Origin of the sequence: Pelomicrobium sp. G1 (assembly GCF_051905455.1) — a bacterium.
Taxonomy (GTDB): domain Bacteria; phylum Pseudomonadota; class Gammaproteobacteria; order Burkholderiales; family UBA6910; genus Pelomicrobium.
Genome location: NZ_JBQACR010000014.1, coordinates 87,472 through 106,536, shown reverse-complemented (window position 1 = coordinate 106,536; position 19,065 = coordinate 87,472). Strand labels below are relative to the sequence as shown.

Annotated in this window: 11 protein-coding genes; 4 read left to right on the top strand and 7 right to left on the bottom strand. The window is 66.5% G+C overall.

The window, feature by feature from the left end:
* Positions 1 to 131: 131 nt before the first annotated feature.
* The 3 genes from ACTFO6_RS13795 to pdxR all read right to left on the bottom strand — a co-directional run bounded on the left by ACTFO6_RS13795 (position 132) and on the right by pdxR (position 3,698).
* Positions 132 to 1,520 carry an NAD(P)/FAD-dependent oxidoreductase gene (locus ACTFO6_RS13795; RefSeq protein ID WP_439935019.1) on the bottom strand — a complete coding sequence of 463 codons (1,389 nt, stop codon included), beginning with the start codon at positions 1,518 to 1,520 and terminating at the stop codon, positions 132 to 134.
* Positions 1,521 to 1,568: 48 nt separating this feature from the next.
* The gene (locus tag ACTFO6_RS13790; protein WP_439935018.1) at positions 1,569 to 1,973 is read right to left on the bottom strand and encodes a nuclear transport factor 2 family protein; all 405 of its coding nucleotides are present in this window, start codon (positions 1,971 to 1,973) and stop codon (positions 1,569 to 1,571) included.
* A 204-nt stretch (positions 1,974 to 2,177) separates the two neighbouring features.
* Complete coding sequence (gene pdxR / locus ACTFO6_RS13785) at positions 2,178 to 3,698, bottom strand: MocR-like pyridoxine biosynthesis transcription factor PdxR (RefSeq protein WP_439935017.1); 1,521 nt, start codon at positions 3,696 to 3,698, stop codon at positions 2,178 to 2,180.
* 217 nt (positions 3,699 to 3,915) lie between these two features.
* Between pdxR and ACTFO6_RS13780 the strand changes: the two genes are divergently transcribed.
* From ACTFO6_RS13780 to ACTFO6_RS13765, 4 genes are all read left to right on the top strand, one after another.
* Positions 3,916 to 5,271, top strand: coding sequence for an aminotransferase class III-fold pyridoxal phosphate-dependent enzyme (locus ACTFO6_RS13780; protein WP_439935016.1), 1,356 nt, complete (start codon positions 3,916 to 3,918; stop codon positions 5,269 to 5,271).
* 70 nt (positions 5,272 to 5,341) lie between these two features.
* Positions 5,342 to 6,370, top strand: a complete 1,029-nt coding sequence (tauA, locus tag ACTFO6_RS13775; RefSeq protein ID WP_439935015.1) for a taurine ABC transporter substrate-binding protein — start codon at positions 5,342 to 5,344, stop codon at positions 6,368 to 6,370.
* A gap of 97 nt (positions 6,371 to 6,467) precedes the next feature.
* Positions 6,468 to 7,283, top strand: a complete 816-nt coding sequence (locus ACTFO6_RS13770; protein ID WP_439935022.1) for a taurine ABC transporter ATP-binding protein — start codon at positions 6,468 to 6,470, stop codon at positions 7,281 to 7,283.
* A 70-nt stretch (positions 7,284 to 7,353) separates the two neighbouring features.
* Positions 7,354 to 8,211 (top strand): ABC transporter permease subunit, encoded by an 858-nt coding sequence (locus ACTFO6_RS13765; protein ID WP_439935014.1) that lies wholly within the window; start codon positions 7,354 to 7,356, stop codon positions 8,209 to 8,211.
* Positions 8,212 to 8,543: 332 nt separating this feature from the next.
* Here ACTFO6_RS13765 and ACTFO6_RS13760 read toward each other — a convergent pair whose 3' ends face one another.
* The 4 genes from ACTFO6_RS13760 to ACTFO6_RS13745 all read right to left on the bottom strand — a co-directional run bounded on the left by ACTFO6_RS13760 (position 8,544) and on the right by ACTFO6_RS13745 (position 19,064).
* Complete coding sequence (locus ACTFO6_RS13760) at positions 8,544 to 13,682, bottom strand: malto-oligosyltrehalose synthase (protein ID WP_439935013.1); 5,139 nt, start codon at positions 13,680 to 13,682, stop codon at positions 8,544 to 8,546.
* A complete protein-coding gene (gene treZ / locus ACTFO6_RS13755) occupies positions 13,679 to 15,520 on the bottom strand; it encodes a malto-oligosyltrehalose trehalohydrolase (protein WP_439935012.1) in 1,842 nt (613 codons plus the stop codon). The genes ACTFO6_RS13760 and treZ overlap by 4 nt, the downstream gene beginning before the upstream one ends.
* Positions 15,517 to 17,652, bottom strand: a complete 2,136-nt coding sequence (gene glgX / locus ACTFO6_RS13750) for a glycogen debranching protein GlgX (RefSeq protein ID WP_439935011.1) — start codon at positions 17,650 to 17,652, stop codon at positions 15,517 to 15,519. The genes treZ and glgX overlap by 4 nt, the downstream gene beginning before the upstream one ends.
* A gap of 182 nt (positions 17,653 to 17,834) precedes the next feature.
* Complete coding sequence (locus ACTFO6_RS13745) at positions 17,835 to 19,064, bottom strand: glucose-1-phosphate adenylyltransferase (protein WP_439935010.1); 1,230 nt, start codon at positions 19,062 to 19,064, stop codon at positions 17,835 to 17,837.
* Between the last annotated feature and the right edge of the window lies 1 nt (position 19,065).

The following is a 19,065-nucleotide window of genomic DNA, read 5'->3' as shown; positions in this document are numbered from 1 at the left end:
GTCTCCACGAACGCTTCGCTCGGAGTCATCCGCACCGGACCCACGCCCACCAGCGCGCTGCCCCGGGGCTCTTCCATTAGCTTGGGATTGGTTGCCATCGTTCTTCCTTCAGTTGGGTTGACCGGTACGGATCACAGAAGATATTCGTCGCGCAGGAAATACCACCGATACAGCAGCCACTGGCCAAGCCGGCGAAACGGCGCGAACGCGTGGCCCGGCAAGGGGGAGTTGTAGATGGGCAGGTCGAGCCCGCGCCCCTTGCCCGCGATCCATTGGGCCATCCGCCGACCGGCCTGGGCGGAGAAGGAGACGCCGTTCCCGCCGTAGCCGAGCGCGTAATAGATCGTCTGCCTCGGATCCGGCTGGACGATGCGCGGCATCATGTCGTGGCTGATGTCCACCCAGCCCCACCACGAATACTCGACCTCGATGCCCTTCAGCGCAGGAAACTTGCGGTGCAAGCCATCCACCAGGAGCTGAAAGTGCTTCGGGTGAGGGGCGTCCCGCCCCGTGATAGCGCTGCGGCTGCCGATCTGCACGCGGTTGTCCGGCAGCCGGCGGTAGTAGAAGCGGAGCGTGCGCGTATCGGTGAGCACCTCGGTGGTGCGCCAGTTGCACGCATCGATTTCCTGGGGCGTGAGCGGGCGGGTCACCATGGAATTCGAGAGCACCGGGAAGACGCGATTCTTGAGCAGCGGGTGCAGCGTCTGCATGGTGTAGCCGCCCGTGGCGACGCCCACCGCGCGCGCCCGGACGGTGCCCCCCGGCGTCTTGAGGTGATGGACGCCGTTTTTCGTCTCCCATTCGACGACGGGACTGACGGGATGCACGGTGGCGCCGAGCTGGCGCGCGAGTCTGAGATAGCCGAATGCCAGCTTCATCGGGTGCACCCCGATGCCGTCGGGCTCGTGCATCGCACCCGCGGCTTCGGCGTCGTTCACGTAGCGGCGGCGCAGGGTCGCCGCGTCCAGGATCTCGGCCTCGTAGGCGAACACGTCTTTCATCACCCGCGCCTCCGCCTCGAGCTTCTTCATGACGTGGGGGCGGTGGGCGATCCATAAATGGCCGCCCGGCTGAGGATCACAGTCGATGTCCTGGATGAGAGACTTAAACGTTTCGAAGCCGTCTCGGATCTCGGCGTGCAGGCGCAGGGCCGTGTCCTTGCCCCAGCGCTGGAGCCACTGGGAACGGTACAGGCGTCCGCTGGCGTTCTGGGCCTGGCCGCCGTTGCGGCCGCTGCAGCCCCAGGCGGCTCGGTTGGCTTCCAGGACGGTGGACTTGATGCCATGCTCCCGGGCAAGGAAGATGGCGGTGGCGAGCCCCGTGAAGCCGGCCCCGATGACGGCCACGTCCACGTCCACGTCTTGGGTGATGGGTCCGTCGTCGGGCGGAGGCGTGCCGGCGGTGGCGGCCCAGTAGGTGGGCGGGTACGCCTGGCCGCACGCCGGAGTGTCCGCGGCCAGCGGATCGAAGGTCGGATCGTACGTCGCCGGCGCCCGTGGGAAGTCGCTCTGATCCATGGCAACACCTCTCATTCTCGTGGGTCCTTGGGTAGCTTCGTGACGCGGTCAGCGGGAAGGCCCCTTGACCGGCGGACGATCCTTGCGGAAGGCGTTCTTGACGGCGATCTTCCCGCCCCGGAAGGTGAAGAGGTCCACGCCGTTCGCCTCGATGCGGATACCGTCGGCCCGAGTGCCGGTGAACGTCCATTCGGACACGCCTCGATCGCCGCAGACAAAATGGCGTCCATTCCTCCAGCGGGCGTCGGGAAAGAGGGCCCACACCTGGGCGAAGGCAGCGCGCACCGCTTCGCGGCCTTCGTACCGGGTGCCCCAGGCATCCGGTCCGGCCGCGGTCTCGAACACACAGTCGTCGGTCATGAAGGTCATGAGGGCGTCGATGTCGTGGCGGTTCCAAGCCTCGGCGAAGGCTTGCAGGGTTTCGGTCGTCACGCTGTGTGTTTGCTTGCTCATGCTTTCTTTCTCCTTCGGCAGTTGTCCTGTCGTTCCGGCAGGTGCTTCCACCCGCGGGATTTGGAAACCCCTCGGCACGGCGATCACCTTAGGAGAGTGAGCGGTCAGACGGTAGCGCCAGTTGGCGGAATTCGCTTGGGCCAGCGGGCGGCGCGGTGGCGAGGCGCCGAAAAGGGATCTTCAAGCGGGCGGAGAACGCCCGGGCTAAGGCGCCTTGCTTATCCGGATACTGCGGGAGCTGGCCTGTTCGTCCAGCGCCTCGACGAGGCGCCGGATGCCGGGCTCGATTTTGTCCACGGGGATGGAAGAGAAGCCGAGGCGGAAATGATGACGAGGCGGATCCTCCGCCATGAAAAATATGTCCCCCGGCTCGATCAGCACGCCCCGGGCGGCCGCCGCTCTTGCCAGCTCGCGGGCGTCCAGCCAGTCCGGTCCCCTGACCCAGCAGGAAGCGCCGCCGGTGACGGGGACATGGGCCACTTGGGGCAAATAGCGGTCGATGGCCTCGGCCAGCACTTGGGCCCGCTCCCGATAGGCGTAGGACAGGCGCCGCAGCAGGGCGTCGTGGTGGCCGAGGGCGAGAAACAGCGCGAAGGAGCGCTGGATGAACGCGGAAGGGTGGCGCAGCATGAGCCGGCGCAGGGCCCGCACTTCCCGGATCAAGGCCTCGGGCCCAACGATGTACCCCAGACGCAAGCCCGGCGCGAAGGTCTTCGAGAGGCTGCCGATGTAGATCACCCGGTCGCTGCGGTCGAGGCTTTTGAGCGCCGGGGTCGGCTCCTTGGAAAAGCCGTACTCGCACTCGTAGTCGTCCTCGATCAGGACGAAATCGGCTTCTTCCGCCCGTTTGAGGAGAGCTTCCCGCCGCTCGAGGGGTAGGGTGACCGTGGTGGGGCATTGGTGGCTGGGCGTCACGTACACGTAGTCGCACCGGTCGAGAGCCTCGCTCATGGGGAGCCCCTGCTCGTCCACCGGCAAGCCGATCACCTGGAACGTGCGGCTCGCGAAGATGTTGCGCGCGTCGGGATAGCCCGGATCCTCCATGCCGACCACCGTCCGGTCGGTGACCAGCAGGTCGGCCAGGAGATAAAGCGCCTGCTGGGCGCCCACGGTGACCACGATCTCTTCCTCCGACGCCCACACCCCGCGCCGGGGCAGCACCCGGGTGCGGATCTGCTGGATGAGGGAAGGATCGTCCCGGGCGATGAGGTCCGGGGCCCAATCGCGGATCTCCATGACCGACAGCTCCTTCATGCAACACTCCCGCCACTCGGCGGTGGGAAAGAGCGACGGATCGAACTGGCCATAGATGAACGGATAGGGAAACTTCTGCCAGTCCGCCGGTTTCACGATGTTGCGCTGCCGGGAGGGCTGGAAGCGGAATCGCTCCGTCCACTGGGGAGCCGGCCCGCTCCCTGTCGCGCTGCCGCGGGGGGACGCTTTGCGCCCCAGGATGTCGGGATTGACGAAGTGGCCGCTGCGCTCCCGGGAGATGAGGTAACCCTCGTCGATGAGCTGCTGGTAGGCGAGCACCACGGTGTTGCGCGCAACGCCGAGCTGCTCAGCCAGCTCGCGGCTGGAGGGCAGGGGTACCCCCACCGGGATCTGGCCGTCGAGAATGGCGGAGACCAGCATTTGCCGGATCTGCCCCTGCAGGCTCATGCCGCCCTGGGCGGAGCGCTGGAACAGCCGGTCCCACATCAGCGTCCTGAGCCTGCCCGCCATTTCAGCGCCTCCGGCCGATACGCCTTATCACCTAATACCTTAATGTACGGCGAAACCAGGGGAATGAAAACGTGCGCTAGCCTCCGGCACGGGCATCCCCTTGGCCCCATTGATTCCCGCCAACTGGTTCTAACCAGCCTTCCCACGGGCATGCAATATGGCGTCACGCTCCAGCCGGTTCCAGGCTGGGGCCCCATGCCAGGGTAGCGCTGCATCCATGCGGTCAAGTGCCAGGATAGTCCGATCAGACAAGAAATCCGGGAACGAGCGGCCACTCCGACTAGAGCACCATTGGCTGCCCTTCACGCCGAACCGGGACTTCCGGGCCGAGCCGCGAATTATCGCCCGCGCCGAGGGCATGTACTACTGGGACGATCGCGGGCGGCGCATCCTGGACGGGTCTTCGGGCCTCTTCACCTCTCCAGCGGGCCACGGCCGGCCGGAGATCGCCGAGGCGGTCAAGCGCCAATTGCTGGAACTCGACTATGTCCCGAGCTTCCTGCGGGGGCACCCCGGCGCCTTCGAGCTGGCCGAGCGCCTGGCGGCCCTCACCCCGTCCGGGCTCGACCGGATCTTCTTTGTCAATTCCGGCTCGGAGGCGGTGGATACCGCCATGAAGATCTGCCTTGCCTACCACCGCGCGCGCCGCGAGGCAAGCCGGACCTTGTTCGTGTCCCGGGAGCGGGCGTACCACGGGGTCAATCTCGGCGGCCTGGCCCTGTCGGGCATGGTGCAGAACCGCCGCGGCTTCGGCGGCCCCGCCGTCGGCGTCGCCCACATGCGCCACACCTGGCTGCCGGAGAACCGGTTCACTCAGGGACAGCCCGGTTCCGGTGCCGAGCTGGCGGAAGACCTGCAGCGCTTCGTGGACCTGTACGGTGCCGAGAACATTGCCGCCTGCTTCGTCGAGCCCATCGCCGGCTCCACGGGCGTGCTGGTCCCCCCCAAGGGCTACTTGGAGCGCCTGCGCCAGATCTGCGATGAAAGCGGGATTCTGCTGGTGTTCGACGAAGTGATCTGCGGTTTCGGTCGCACCGGCCCCGCTTTTGCCGCCCAGAGCTTCGGGGTCACCCCGGACTTAATTACCATGGCCAAGGGGATCACCAACGGCGCCCAGCCCATGGGGGCAGTGGCGGTGAGAAGGGACATCTACGAGACCATCTTGAGCGCGGCAGCGCCAGAGGCGATCGAGCTCGCCCACGGGTATACCACTTCCGCCCATCCGGCGGCCTGCGCCGCCGCCCTGGCCGCGCTGGATGTCTACGAGAAGGAAGCGCTGTTCGAACGCGGCGCTGCCCTGTCGTCCTGCTTCCTCGAAGCGGTGTTCGCCCTGGGGGATCTGCCGGTAATCACCGACATCCGGGGCTACGGGATGATCGCCGGCATCGAGTTCGCGAAGGACGCGGTTCCAGGGCGGCGCGGCTACGAGATCCAGAAGCGGTTGTTCGACGCCGGGCTGCACATCAAGACGACCGGCGATGCCGCGATCCTGGCGCCGGCGCTCGTCGCGCAGCGGCACCATATCGAGGAGATGTGCCAGATTCTGCGGAGCGTGCTCTCCGCCTGCGGGTAGAGGCGATCGGCCCGCGGTTTTTGCAGCAGTACGTTAGCCAAAACGACTTTTCTTGCGAGGAGGACGTGGGATGAAACGCATCAAGACCTGGGTATGCAACGCTTTAGGGGTGGGGCTGGCGGTTGGGCTGATGGCCGGTTCCGGCGGCTCATGGGCCCAGCAGAGCGAAGTCACCGTCGCCTACCAGTTGATCGTCGGTCCGCTGTTGGTGGGGATCGCCGACGGCCGCTTCGAGAAGGCGACCGGCTACAAGATCCGCTGGCGGCAGTTCGATTCGGGGGCCAAGGTGGCGACCGCCATGGCCTCAGGCGACGTGCAGGTGGGCGTGATCGGCTCGAGCCCTCTGGCAGCAGCGGTGAGCCGAGGCGTGGACCTGCAGCTCTTCTGGATCCTGGATGACATCAACGAGGCGGAAGCCCTGGTGGTGCGCAACGGCTCCGGCATCAACGGTCCGCAGGATCTTAAAAGCAAGAAGATCGCCGTGCCGTTCGTTTCCACCGCCCATTTCCATACCATGTTCGCCCTCGAGGTCTGGGGCATCAAGCCCACCGAAGTGCGGCTGCTCAACATGCAGCCCAACCAGATCGCCGCCGCCTGGGAGCGGGGCGACATCGACGCGGCCTACGTGTGGGACCCGGCGCTCTCCCGCATCAAGCAGAGCGGTAAGGTGTTGATCACTTCGGGTGAGCTTTCCAAGAAGGGCAAGGCGACCTTTGACGGCATCGCTGCCAACCGCAAGTGGGCGGAGGCGAACCAGGACTTCATGGTTAAGTTCACCCAGACGCTGGCCGACCTCTACGCCGCTTATGCCGGGGAGGGCAAGCGCTGGACGGCGGATTCGCCGGAGGTGAAGGCCATGGTGAAGCTCGTGGGCGGCGAGTCCAAGGACGTGGCGGAGGCCGTCAAACTCTACCGTTTCCCGACCGTGGAGGAGCAGGCGTCGGCCGCCTGGCTGGGGGGCGGCCAGAATGGCGGGGCCGTGCGGGCCCTCAAGGCCACCGCCGAGTTCCTGAAGGCGCAGAAGAGCATCGACAGCCTGGCGCAGGATTATGGCAGATTCGTCACCTCGAAGTACGCCGAGGCGGCCATGAGGCCGTAACCGTCCGCTCTCCTGGGGTCGCCGGGTTGGCTCGGCCCGGCGGCGCCGCAGAGAAAAGGATCCCGCCAAGGCGGGCAACATGGAGGAGGAAATCGAGATGGAAAGCCTACATATCAAGGGCGTGAGCGTCGTCTATCCCGGGCGGCGCCGCGGAGAGGAGGTGCATGCCCTGGACAACATCAACCTCTCCATCGAGAGCGGCGACTTCGTCGTGGCGCTAGGCGCGTCAGGGTGCGGCAAGACGACGCTGCTCAACCTGATGGCGGGATTCATCTCGCCCTCGAGCGGCGAGTTGCTTTTGGGCGGACGCCGCATCACGGGACCCGGGTCCGACCGCGGCGTCGTGTTCCAGAAGCACGCCCTCCTGCCCTGGCTCAACGTCATCGAGAACACGGAGTTCGGCCTCAAGCTCCAGGGTGTGCCCAAGCGGGAGCGGCGGGAAGTCGCGGCGAAGAACCTGGCCCTGGTGGGGCTGCAGGACTTTCACCGCCATATGATCTACCAGCTCTCGGGCGGCATGCAGCAGCGGGTAGGCATCGCCCGAGCTCTCACCTGCAATCCCTCCATGCTGCTCATGGACGAGCCGATGGCGGCGTTGGACGCCCTCACGCGGGAGACCATCCAGGAGCTGCTCCTCGACGTGTGGCAAAGAACGAAGAAGATGGTGTTCTTCATCACCCATAGCGTGGAGGAGGCCCTGTTCCTCGGCAGTCGCCTGGTCGTGATGTCGCCGCGGCCGGGCCGCATCACCCACACCTACGAGCTGGACTTCAACCGGAGGTTCCTGGAGTGCCGCAACGCCCGGGCCATCAAGTCGAGCCCCGACTTCATCCAGGTGCGCGAGGAAGTGCTTTCCATCATCTACGGCGACGAAAGGGCGGGAGAGAGCGCTCGGGAGGTGGTCCATGCCTAGGAGCGTTTTTTTATTCTCGACGCGGAGGACGGCGTCCAAGCAGCAGGGCGCCGTTAGCATCCCGAGGCCGATGAAGACCGAGGAGACGAGACTGCACGCGTTGCTGACCCGCTGGTTCGGCGCCGGCGCGGTGAAGCCGGGCGACGCCTACGGGGCGCCCGGCCAGGGCAGCAGCACGGCGATCAACGTCGCCACTGTTGTGACTCTGGTAACGTTGTGGGTCGTGGTCACCAACCTGGGATGGGTCAAGCCCCTGTTCCTACCTTCACCCCAGGCTGTGTTCCAGAAGTTCATCGTGGTGGCGACGGAAGGCTTCGCCAACTCGACCCTACTGGAGCACACGATCACCAGCCTGTCCCGTGTGTTCGGCGCGTTCCTGCTCGCCTGCGTGACCGCCATCCCCATCGGCGTGCTCATGGGGGTGAACCGGGTGGTGCGGGGGATCTTCGACCCGCCCATCGAGTTCTACCGGCCCCTGCCGCCCCTAGCGTATCTACCGCTGGTGGTGATCTGGTTCGGTATCGGCGAATTCTCCAAGGTGTTCCTCATCTACCTGGCGATCTTCGCCCCCATGGCCATCGCCGCCCGGGCCGGGGTGCGCTCGGTGTCCATCGAGCAGATCCACGCCGCCTATTCGATGGGGGCGACCCGGCTCCAGGTCATCCGCTTCGTGATCCTCAAGGCTGCTTTGCCGGAGATCTTCACCGGTATGCGCATCGGCATCGGCGTGGGCTGGACCACCCTGGTGGCGGCCGAAATGGTGGCCTCGACCCGCGGCCTGGGATTCATGGTGCTCAACGCCGCCGAGTTCCTGGCGAGCGACGTGGTCATCATGGGTATCATCGTGATCGGGTTCTTCGCCATCGCCTTCGACCTGTTGATGCGCTACCTTGAGCGGGTGCTGGCGCCGTGGAAGGGGAGGGTGTAGGGTGTCTAGAGGGCGCCGCACAGGTTGCGGCAGGCAGGCGAAGCGCACCGATTTGTCGGAGTTCCCTCGCTGTGGTGCGCTGAAGCGCGCCCTGCTCGTCGGGAGAGGTCAGACGCCGTTGCTCTTCCAGAGAGGCGATGCGCCGGGTGGACGCTTCGACGAAGACCAGGCCTCGTCAACGGCGCGGTTCTTTCGCCTGGTGGTCTGGATCATTTGCCCCGATCATGCCCTCTAGTGCCCGTCGCCGGACGGGCGGAACGAGCCGGCTGCCCGGCGTACATATTCGCTCATGGAGAGGCCGGCTTCTTCGGCTTTGACGGTCCCCGCGAAGGCTACCCGGGAACCAGCACCGCCCAGGGGATCGTCCTGAAGAGCTCGGCGGCCGGCACGGACGCCGTCCCCGATCCGTCGGTGGCGGTGATGCGCTCCCCGGTGAGCACGTTGAACCATTCCCCCGGCGCCGGCGTTTCCACCGCCGTGCCGGTCCAGAGGTCCCCCACAGGCTTCACCGTCACCGCGTTCAGCTTGGCGAACCAACGGGTAACCGCCACGGCCACGGAGGCGTTGCCATGACTGCGCGCGTAGGCGATCACATGGTCGGCGCGGGGACCCATGATCCGCAGGGGCAGGTATTCGCCGCAGCGAAAAAGCTCGTCTCGCTCAGCGCGCAAGGTGAGGAGCTTCCAAGTGAAATAGAGTTTGAGCCGGCCGTCCTCGATGCCTTCGTAGAGCTCGGCTACGTAGTCGGCGAGGGCAGAAGGGTCGCCCGAGGCGGCCTGACGAAGCTGGGCCAACAACCGGGCGCGATGCTCGTAATCCACCGGCCGGCGGTTGTCCGGGTCCACCAGGCTGAAGTCCCACAGCTCGTTGCCCTGGTAGAGGTCGGGAACGCCGGGCACGGTGAGCTTGAGCAGCACCTGGGTGAGGCTGTTCAGCAGCCCCAGCCGCGCCACCTTGCGCTGGAAAGGAAGGAATTCGGCGAGGAAAGGGTTATCGGCGTCCGGCGCCAGCAAGGCGTCAATGAAGCCGAGCATGGCCTCTTCGTACACCGGGTCCGGGTTGATCCAGGAGGTGTAGGCCTTGGCCTCCCGGATGGCCTTGAGCATGGCGCTTGCGATGCGCTCCCGGAAAGCGGCGAGGCCCGCCTGGTCCAGCGGCTCCAGGGGCCAGGCCCCCAGCAGAGTCTGGTAGAAGAAGTACTCGTCGTTCAGGCTTGGCGCCCGTAACGTTTCCAGCTTGCGCTTGTGGGGGCGGTTGATCCGGTGCCAGCGCAGGACCTTGGCGCGCCACTCGTCGGGAATCTCCGACAGGACGTGGAGCCGCGCCCGCACGTCTTCCGAGCGCTTGTTGTCGTGGGTGGAGGTGGCGAGCAGGGTATGGGGCCAGCTCTTCTGCCGCTCCCGGTTGGCCCGGTGGAAGGCGAGGGGCGTCACCCCGAAACGGCGCGGATCGCCGCCTACCTCGTTCAGGGAGATGAGCCGGTTGTAGAGATAGAAGCTCGTGTCCTCCATGCCCTTGGCGGTCACGGGCGCGGTGTACTGCTGCAGCTTCATGGCGAAGGTCATCACCTGCCGGCGGTAGGCGTCGCCCTTGCCCTCGGCGACGGCGGTGAGCATGACATCGCGCACGAAGTCGAACACGCTCACGTCGCCGGCGCGCGAGCGGCGCTTGGCGGCTTCTACCGCCTGGTGGATGGTGCGCCGGTCGTCCTCGCGGGCGGCCCCGTGGGCGATGTACGTCCGGTACACGGGGAAGCAGGCCACGATCTCCCGCAGCGCGTAGCGCAGATTGTTCAGCGTGAAGTCGCAGGTGTGGCGGTCTCCCTCGGAAATGCGGTTCAATTGGGTGGCCAGCACGTTAAGCTCGCCCGCTAGGGAGGTGCGCATGATGAGGCGCTTCGCCTGGTAGAGGATTTCGTCGAAGGAATCCGCCTCCCGGGTAAAGGCGCGGTAGAAACGCTCCAGCCGCGGCCCGGCAGCGGGATCGAGGAGGAGGCCCCCCACCAGGTTCATGAAGTCGTATCCCGTGGTACCGTGCACGGGCCAGTCTTCCGGCAGGCGCTCGTCGCCCTCCAGGATCTTTTCCACCACCACGTAGGTGGAGCGGAAGGGTGGCTGGCCTTCCGGCTCCGCCGACGGCGGCGGCACTTGGGCACGGCGGTACTGCAGTCGCCGGAAGTATTCCGCCGGGTCGAAGAGGCCGTCGGGATGGTCGATGCGCAGAGCATCCACCTTGCCGGCGTTGAGGAACTCCAGCACCCGGCGGTGGGTGAACTCGAACACCTCCGGGTTTTCCATGCGCAACGCGGCCAGATCGTTGATATCGAAGAAGCGCCGGTAGTTGATCTCGTCGGAGGCGACCCGCCAGTAGGCGAGCCGGTAGGCCTGGGCCTCCAGCAGGAGATGCAAGGCGTCGAAGGACAAGGGATCCCCCGGCGTGCCGTTCAGCTCCCTCACCACCTCGTCGAGGTACCAGGCAATGTCGGGCGAGCGGCGCACGAGCTCCCCCAAGTGGCGCTTGTGGATCTCCTTGTCCCGGTGGCGCTCCGCGAGCCTGACGGGGTCGGTCTCGCCGCGCCCTGGAAGATTCTGAAAAGCGGTGGCGAGGCTTTTAAACTCCAAGGCGTTGGGATCGTCCGGACCCAGGCGGGCGTCCAGCCGCTCGATGGCGGCGAGCAAGATGCGGGGATACTCCCGGGGGTCTATGGGGAAGCGGTGCTCGTAGTACCAGACGCTGAATTCTCCCCGCTGGGCGTCGAAGGCGAGCTTCAGCTCGCCCCGCTCCAGGATGATCCCGTATTGATCCCCCAGCACCGGCACCAGCACCTTGCCCTGGATCTCGTCCTTGACCGGCTCCCAGTCGATGTCGAATACGCCGGCGTGGACCGAGGCCGGGCCGTTCTCCAGCACGTCGAGCCAGTAGGCGTTGTCCGCCCCCAGCACCCCCATGTGGTTGGGAACCAGGTCCAGGATCTGGCCCATGCCGTGAGCCTTCAAGATAGCGACGAAGTGCTCGAAGTCTGCCTCGGAGCCGATCTCGGGGTTGAGGGCTGTGTGGTCGATGATGTCGTAGCCGTGGAGACTTCCGGGGCGGGCCTTGAGATAGGGGGAGCAGTAGACGTGGGAGATGCCAAGCTGGGCGAGGTAGGGCACCAGCTCGGCGGCGCGGGTGAAGGTGAAGGCCCGATTTAATTGCAGGCGGTAAGTTGCCCGGGGAATGATGGGGGTGGCCTCGGGACGCCCCGGGGCGGCCGCTTCCTCTTTGGGGTGAACGCCCGCTCCGCGGCTGCGCTTGAGGGTCTCCGCTAGAGCGGTGAAACGTGGGTCGGTGCCCCACTCCTCCAGGTTTAAGGGAAGCTTGCGCTGCCAGTTGGGATGCTGGTCGGTGGTTCCCGGAAGGTTCACCTGCTCGAGCTGGCCCAGCACGTCCTCCATCTGGATCATCATGATCTTGGCCGGGCTGCGCGCTAGGTAGGCGTGGATGGCGAGCATGAGCTCGGGGGTCATCTCGGGCGCCGAGATGGGATGGTGGCTCACCCCGGCGGGCAGCAGCCCCTCTTGCTCCAGTGCCCACAAGAGCCGCGCCCGGTCCTGGGAGCGCTCCACGAGCTGCCGGGCCCGCATCTCCTCGTTGGGATAGAGGTGCAAGTTCGCCCGCAGATCCAGGTCGTGGCCGAGCCAGAGGCTCTTCAACGTCGGCAGATCATGGGTGCTCACGGCCACCAGCGCCTGGGCCGGGTACGCCTGGGGTGGCTTGAAGGCGCCGTCGCTCTCCTTTTCGAACAGGAGTAGCCGGTAAGAAAGCACTCCCAGGGGCTCGAGGCCTGCGTGCACTTCGTCGGGCACCGTGCCCAGATCCTCCCCCACCACCAGGCAACGGTTGCGTTGGCTCTCCAGCGCTAGGATTCCCAGCAGTTCCTGGAACGGGTAGTAGACATAGCACCCTTCAGAGGGCTTTCTCCCCGCTGGCACCCAGAACAGGCGCAAGAGACCCATCACGTGGTCGATGCGCAGGGCCCCCGCGTGGCGCATGTTGGCACGCAGCATGGCGATGAAGGGCGCGTAGGCGGCTTCTTCCAGCCGCTCCGGGATGAGGGGCGGCAGCCCCCAGTCCTGGCCGTGGAGGTTGAAGTCATCCGGCGGCGCGCCGATGCTGACCTCGAGTGCGTACAACCTCTGCCACGCCCACGCCTCGGCGCCGGCCCGATCGATGGACACCGCCAGATCTTGGTAGAGGCCGACGCCCAGTCCCATTTCCCAGGAGCGCTTCCCACACGCGGCGAGCTGCTCCTCGCACAGCCACTGCAGCCAGGCGTGATAGTCGATGCGGTCGCGATGGGTTTGAGCGAAGCGCTGCACCGCCGGAGCCAGAGGATCGCGGTAGTCCTCTGGCCACACCGGCCAGCCCCATATGCCCGGGTCCTGAGCGTGGAGGTGCTCCTGGAGCGCGTGATAGACGGCGAAGCGCTCTAGGGCTTCTCCCTGGGCCTGACGATATTGCTGGAACGCTTTGGCTCGCGCCGTGCCGGTAGCCAGATGCCGCTCCTGGAAGTGGGCGAACAGAAGCTCTAGCACCGGGAGCTTCACCTCGGCGACCCCGGCGTAGTCCACCAGCTCCGCCGCCCGCAGTGCCCGCAGCCGGGCCTGGAACTGGGGATCGGCCACCCGCTCCCGGGCCTTCACGCACTCGGCGAACTCCGGCACCGCCTCCACGTCCAGGTAGAACACGTTCAGGAATTGCCGGCTGGACGGGCTGTAGGGGCTCTTGTGCTGGGGATTGTGGGGAAACAGGGCGTGCAAGGGATTCACGCCCACGATGCCGGCGCCCGCGCGGCCGGCGATCTCCACCACGCTGCGCAGGTCGGTGAAGTCGCCCATGCCCCAGTTGCGGGCGCTGCGCAAGGCGTAGAGCTGCAGCGCCGGACCCCACACCCGGCCCTCTCCCTCCAGGGCGGGGGGCAAGTAGCACCGGTCGGGCGCGACGATGAGACTCGTTGTCGCTGCGGTCTGGGTGCCTGGCGGATGAACGGCGAAGCGGTGATAGCCGAGGGGCAGCCGGTCGCGCCACTGGAACGCGACCTCCACGAAAGGAATCCCGTCCACGTCCCGGCGGCCGCGCTGCTCGAGCTGCCCGGGCTGAAACTCGCCGGTTTTCGTCTCGCCGTTTTCCAGCGTGAGGGTCCAGCGGTGGCTGCGGGCGGCGAGGCTTTCGGCGCAGCGATAGACGATGACGTACGGCGGTGTCGCTTGCCGCACCACGGTCGCCGGGGCGAGCCCCCTGCGCCAGGGCCGCTCCTCCCGCTCCTTGAGCGCCGCGGGCACGTCGGCTGCGTCCCGGATTACGCCCATGGCGTGGAGCAGGCCGAGACGCGTCGCGTCGGGTACGCGGTGGACCTTGCCCCAGATGTCGGTGTACTCGGCGGCGATGCCGACGAGCTGGCACAGGCGCTCGAGGGCGTGGGGCTCGGTCATGCCGGGCTCCTTCCTTCGTCCAGGAACCAGACGGCGCTGGCGGGAGGCAGGCGACCCGCGGAGAGCGCAGTGCAGGCACTCTGGGGCTCGGCGAAGAAGGGCCGATCCTCAGGCGGCGTGTCGATCGCCACCGACTGGGGCCCAAGATTGAGCCATAGGACGAGACGGCTTCCGTCCCCCAGCTGCCAGCGGACAGTGAGCGCCCCCTCGGCCAGCACCTGGAAGCTTCCCGCGCGCCCGGCCATGCCGGGAAGCCGCGGCACGACGTAGTCGCGGCGCAGCTCGAGCAGGCGCCGGTACAGGGCAAGCCAGCGATCATGGGGCGCCCGCCGCAGGCAGTTCCAGTCGAGCTTGCTGCGGGCGAAAGTTTCCTCGGCGTTGGGATCTGGGATTTTTTTCCGGGCTTCCGGGTCGGCGAAGCGGACGAAGCGGGCGAACTCCCGTCGCCGCCCCTGGGTGACCGCCTCGGCCAGCTCCGGCCCAAAATCGCAGAAGAAAAGGAAAGGCGTCGCAGCACCGAACTCTTCCCCCATGAAAAGCATCGGCGGGGAGGGGGCGAGTAGCCAGGCGGCGGTTGCGGCGCGCAGGCCCGCTTCCAGCGCGAGCGCCGCCAGCCGCTCGCCGAAGGCTCGGTTGCCCACCTGGTCGTGGGTCTGGAGGAAGGTGACGAAGGCGCCCGGCGGCAGCTCGGCGCTGGGCTCGCCTCGGGGCTTGTGGTGCCGGTAGGGCGAAGGCTCGCCCTGGTAGGCGAAACCCTCGGCGAGGGAGCGACCCAGGTACCAGGTCGGCTTATCCCCGTAGTCGGCGTAGTAGCCGTCCTTTTCCCCGGTCAGCAGCACGTGGAAGGCGTGGTGGACGTCGTCGTTCCACTGGGCGTCGTACCAGCGGGGGCGGCCGGAAGGCTCGCGCACCAGGTAGCGGGCCTGGTTCTTGTCGTTCTCCAGGATGAGGTGCACGGGGCGCTCCCTTCCCGGGCCGCGGCGCACCGCTTCCGCCAGCTCCTCCAGGATGTCGGGGCGCGAATCGTCGGCGATGGCGTGCACCGCGTCGAGGCGCAGCCCGTCCAGGTGGAATTCCTCGATCCAGTAGAGGGCGTTGTGGATGAAGAAGTCGCGCACCACCCGGCTGCCGGGACCGTCGAAGTTGATGGCGGCGCCCCAAGGGGTCTGATGGCGCTCGGTGAAGAACGGCTTCGCGTACAGGTGTAGGTAGTTGCCCTCGGGACCGAAATGGTTGTACACCACGTCCAGCAGCACCATGAGGCCCCGGGCGTGGGCCGCCGCCACCAGGCGCTTCAGCTCCTCCGGCCGCCCGTAGGCCGCGTCGGGGGCGAAGGGAAGGACAGCGTCATAGCCCCAGTTTCTCCGTCCCGGGAAGTCCGCCACCGGCATGAGCTCCAGGGCGGTTACCCCCAGCCCAGCGAGATGGTCGAGCCGTGCCTCCACGCCCGCGAAAGTCCCCTCCGGGGAGAAGGTGCCCACGTGCAGCTCGTAGATCACCGCCTCTTCCCACGGCCGCCCGCGCCAGGCCGAGTCCGGCCAGTCGAAGGCGCCCGGGTCCACCACTTCGCTCGCCCCGTGCACGTCGTCGGGGTTGAACCGGGACGCAGGATCGGGCACGGCCAGGCCCCCGTCGATGCGCAGCCAGTAGCGGGTACCGGGGGGCGCAGGGACAGTGCGTTCGAACCATCCCTCCCCCACGGGCGCCATGGCCAGGCGTCCGCCAGCGCCTTCCAGCTCCAGATCCACCTCCCGGGCGGAAGGCGCCCAGAGGCGGAAGCGGGTGCGGCCGTCCCCCTGCACCTCGGCGCCGAAGGGCATCGAGTGGGCACGTCTCATGGGGAAACCTTCTGTTGTTGCAGAAGGGCAAGGGACCGGCCCTGTAGAGGATAGGAAGCGCCCGCCATGTACACCCCATCCCAGGCGAGGCCCTCCTCGTAGGCCGTGTCCAGCACCACCAGCCAGCGGGGCCCGCCGGCGAGCTGGGGCAGGCTAAAAGGGATCTCCTCGTGGTGGGCATTGAATAGTACGAGGAAATTGCTGTCGGTAATGGGGCGGCCCCGCTCGTCGGTCTCGGTGAGTCCCTCTCCCGCGAGATAGACGCCCAAGCAACGGGCGTGGTGCTGGTTCCATTCCTCGTCGGTCATCTCTCGGCTATCGGGGTTGAGCCAGACGATGTCCTTGACCCCGGTGCCATGGATGGGTCGTCCCTGGAAGAAGTGGCGTCGGCGGAACACCGGATGATCGCGCCGCAGGGCCACCATCCGCTGGACGAAGGCAAGGAGTTGGCGTTTCGGCTGGGTCAGGTTCCAGTCCACCCAGGAGATTTCGTTGTCCTGGCAATAGGCGTTGTTGTTCCCCCGCTGGGTGCGGCAGATCTCGTCCCCGGCGAGCAGCATGGGCACCCCCTGGGACAGGAGCAGGGTGGCGAGCAGATTGCGCTTCTGGCGCGCCCGCAGGGCGTTCACCTGGGGATCATCGGTCTCGCCCTCCACGCCGCAGTTCCACGACAGGTTGTGGTTGTGGCCGTCCCGGTTCTCCTCCAGGTTGGCCTCGTTGTGCTTCTCGTTGTAAGTGACGAGGTCGTGCAGGGTGAAGCCATCGTGCGCGGTCACGAAGTTGATGCTGGCGTGGGGGCTGCGTCCACTCTTGCCGTAGAGGTCGCTGGAGCCGGTGAGCCGCCGGGCGAACTCCCCGATCAGGCCCCCGTCTCCCTTCCAGTAGGCGCGCATGGTGTCCCGGTACTTGTCGTTCCATTCGGTCCAGCCGACCGGGAAGTTGCCCACCTGGTAGCCGCCCTCGCCCAAATCCCAGGGCTCGGCGATAAGCTTGACCTGGGACAGCACCGGGTCCTGGCGGATGATGTCGAAAAACGCCCCCAAGCGGTCTACTTCGTGCAGCTCCCGGGCGAGGGCCGAGGCGAGATCGAAGCGGAAGCCGTCCACGTGCATCTCGTTCACCCAGTAGCGCAGGGAGTCCATGATGAGCTGGAGCACCCGCGGATGCTGCATGTTCAGCGTGTTGCCGCAGCCGGTGTAGTCCATGTAGTAGCGGGGATTGTCGGCCACCAGCCGGTAGTAGGAGGCGTTGTCGATGCCGCGGAAGGCAAGCGTGGGCCCCAAGTGGTTGCCTTCAGCGGTGTGGTTGTACACCACGTCCAGGATCACCTCGATCCCGGCCGAGTGCAGGGCCTTCACCATGGTCTTGAACTCGGCCACCTGACCGCTGGCGGAATAGCGGTTGTCGGGAGCGAAATAGCCGATGGAATTGTAGCCCCAGTAGTTGCGCAAGCCCTTCTGCACCAGGTGGCGATCGTCCACGAAGGTGTGCACCGGCATGAGCTCCACCGTGGTGACGCCGAGACGTTTCAAGTATTCGATGACGGGGGTCGTGGCAAGCCCCGCGTAGGTGCCCCGCAGAGCGGGGGGCACCTCCGGGTGCAGCATGGTGAAGCCCTTCACGTGCAGCTCGTAGATGATGGTCTCGTGCCAGGGAATGTCGGGCCGGCGGTCGTCACCCCAGGTAAAGGCGGTATCCACCACCTGGCACTTGGGCATGCCGGGCGCGCTATCGCGCCGGTCGAAAGACAGGTCCTCCCGTTCGTGGCCGATGCGGTAGCCGAAGTGGGCGTCGCTCCAGTTGATGCCGCCCACGATCGCCTTGGCGTAAGGGTCCAGCAGCAGCTTGTGGGGATTGAAACGGTGGCCCGCCTCGGGCTTGTAAGGGCCGTGGACCCGGTAGCCGTAGAGCATGCCGGGTCGCGCCTCCGGGAGATAGCAGTGCCACACCTGGTCGGTGTGCTCCTTGAACTCGATGCGCTGGAGCTCCCGCCGGCCCTTGTCGTCGAAGATGCAAAGCTCAACCTTCTCGGCGTTCTCGGAGAAAAGGGCGAAATTGACGCCCTCCCCGTCCCACGTGGCCCCGCGAGGGTACGGGCGGCCGGGCCAGACCGCTGTGATCGGTTTTGCCATGGAATTTGCTCTTGCGTCCTGTTCTTCTGAGGAATCTTCGGCTCCGCTGCGCGCGCCGTCTCCGGGCCGCGTGCAGCGGAGACGGCGCGGCAGGCGGACTCCAGCCCGGAGGATTTTGCGAAGGTATCTCCGTCATCCGGCCACCGGGCGCTTGTGACCCCTCCGGGCCGGCGAGAGACCGATCAGTAATAGCGCCGGGTATCGGCGCGGTGGGCGCCCTTGGGGATCACGACGATGCCCGATCCGGTCACGTGAAAGCGCTTCTTGTCCTCGTCCAGATTGTAGCCGATGCGCTCGCCCGGTCCGAGGACATTGTAGCGGTCCACGATCACCCGTTTAAGCCGAGCGCCGGCGCGCACGATAGTGTAGTCCATCACGATGGAGTCTTCGACCACCACGTCTTCTTCCAGCAGGACTTCCCGGCGCAGCACGGAGTTGCGTACCGTGGCGTCTTTGATGAGGCTTCCGGCGCCCACGTCGCAATTCTCCAGGGTGCCGCGGACGATAGCCGCCACCGGTCCTTGATAGCCGCTGGAGAGAATCGGCCAGCGGGGATTGAACAGGTTGAAGCGGGGCTCCGTCCCGAGGGTATCGCGATGGGCGGCGTAAAAGGCGTCGATGGTGCCCACGTCGCGCCAATAGGCGGGTTCCTCGTAAGAGCGCACGCCAGGCACCTTGTTCTTGGAAAAATCGTAGGCGAACACCCGGTGACTGGCGATCAACCGCGGGATCACGTCCCGGCCGAAGTCCTTCTCCCCCAGGCGCCGGGCTTCGTGCAGGGCCTCGATCAGCACCTGGGTGTTGAACAGGTAGTTGCCCATGGAGGCGAAGGCCCGCTCAGGATCCGAGGGCATGGGAGGCGGAGAGACCGGCTTCTCGACGAAGCCGGTGATGCGCCCGCTGCGGTTGGCCTCTACGATGCCGAAGGCGGAAGCCTCCTGGATCGGCACCGGAAGCGCTGCCACCGTCACCTCGGCCTCCCGCTCCAGGTGGAAGCGCACCATCTGCCGGATGTCCATCCGATAGACGTGATCGGCGCCGAACACCGCCACCAGGTCGGGGGCGTGGGGGTCGAGCAGGTTTAGGTTTTGATACACCGCGTCCGCCGTGCCCTGGAACCACTCCGGGCCCTCCCGCATCTGGGGCGGCACGATGGAAACGAACTGCCCCGGGATGATGGGCGAAAGCACCCAGGCCCGGTGGATGTGCTCGATCAGGGACTGGGACTTGTACTGCACCAGCACGTAGATGGAATGGATCTCGGAGTTGATCAGGTTGGAAAGCACGAAGTCGACGATGCGGTAGCGGCCGCCGAAGGGCACGGCTGGCTTGGACCGCTCCGCCGTCAGGGGAAAGAGGCGCGTTCCCTCGCCCCCCGCCAGCACCATCGCCAGGATTTTGGGCCCTGCCACG

Bases quoted from the DNA above. Each gene is read 5' to 3' on its own strand.
- ACTFO6_RS13795 (WP_439935019.1), bottom strand. From the start codon at position 1,520: ATGGATCAGAGCGACTTCCCACGGGCGCCGGCGACGTACGATCCGACC.
- ACTFO6_RS13790 (WP_439935018.1), bottom strand. From the start codon at position 1,973: ATGAGCAAGCAAACACACAGCGTGACGACCGAAACCCTGCAAGCCTTC.
- pdxR (WP_439935017.1), bottom strand. From the start codon at position 3,698: ATGGCGGGCAGGCTCAGGACGCTGATGTGGGACCGGCTGTTCCAGCGC.
- ACTFO6_RS13780 (WP_439935016.1), top strand. From the start codon at position 3,916: ATGCGGTCAAGTGCCAGGATAGTCCGATCAGACAAGAAATCCGGGAAC.
- tauA (WP_439935015.1), top strand. From the start codon at position 5,342: ATGAAACGCATCAAGACCTGGGTATGCAACGCTTTAGGGGTGGGGCTG.
- ACTFO6_RS13770 (WP_439935022.1), top strand. From the start codon at position 6,468: ATGGAAAGCCTACATATCAAGGGCGTGAGCGTCGTCTATCCCGGGCGG.
- ACTFO6_RS13765 (WP_439935014.1), top strand. From the start codon at position 7,354: ATGAAGACCGAGGAGACGAGACTGCACGCGTTGCTGACCCGCTGGTTC.
- ACTFO6_RS13760 (WP_439935013.1), bottom strand. From the start codon at position 13,682: ATGACCGAGCCCCACGCCCTCGAGCGCCTGTGCCAGCTCGTCGGCATC.
- treZ (WP_439935012.1), bottom strand. From the start codon at position 15,520: ATGAGACGTGCCCACTCGATGCCCTTCGGCGCCGAGGTGCAGGGGGAC.
- glgX (WP_439935011.1), bottom strand. From the start codon at position 17,652: ATGGCAAAACCGATCACAGCGGTCTGGCCCGGCCGCCCGTACCCTCGC.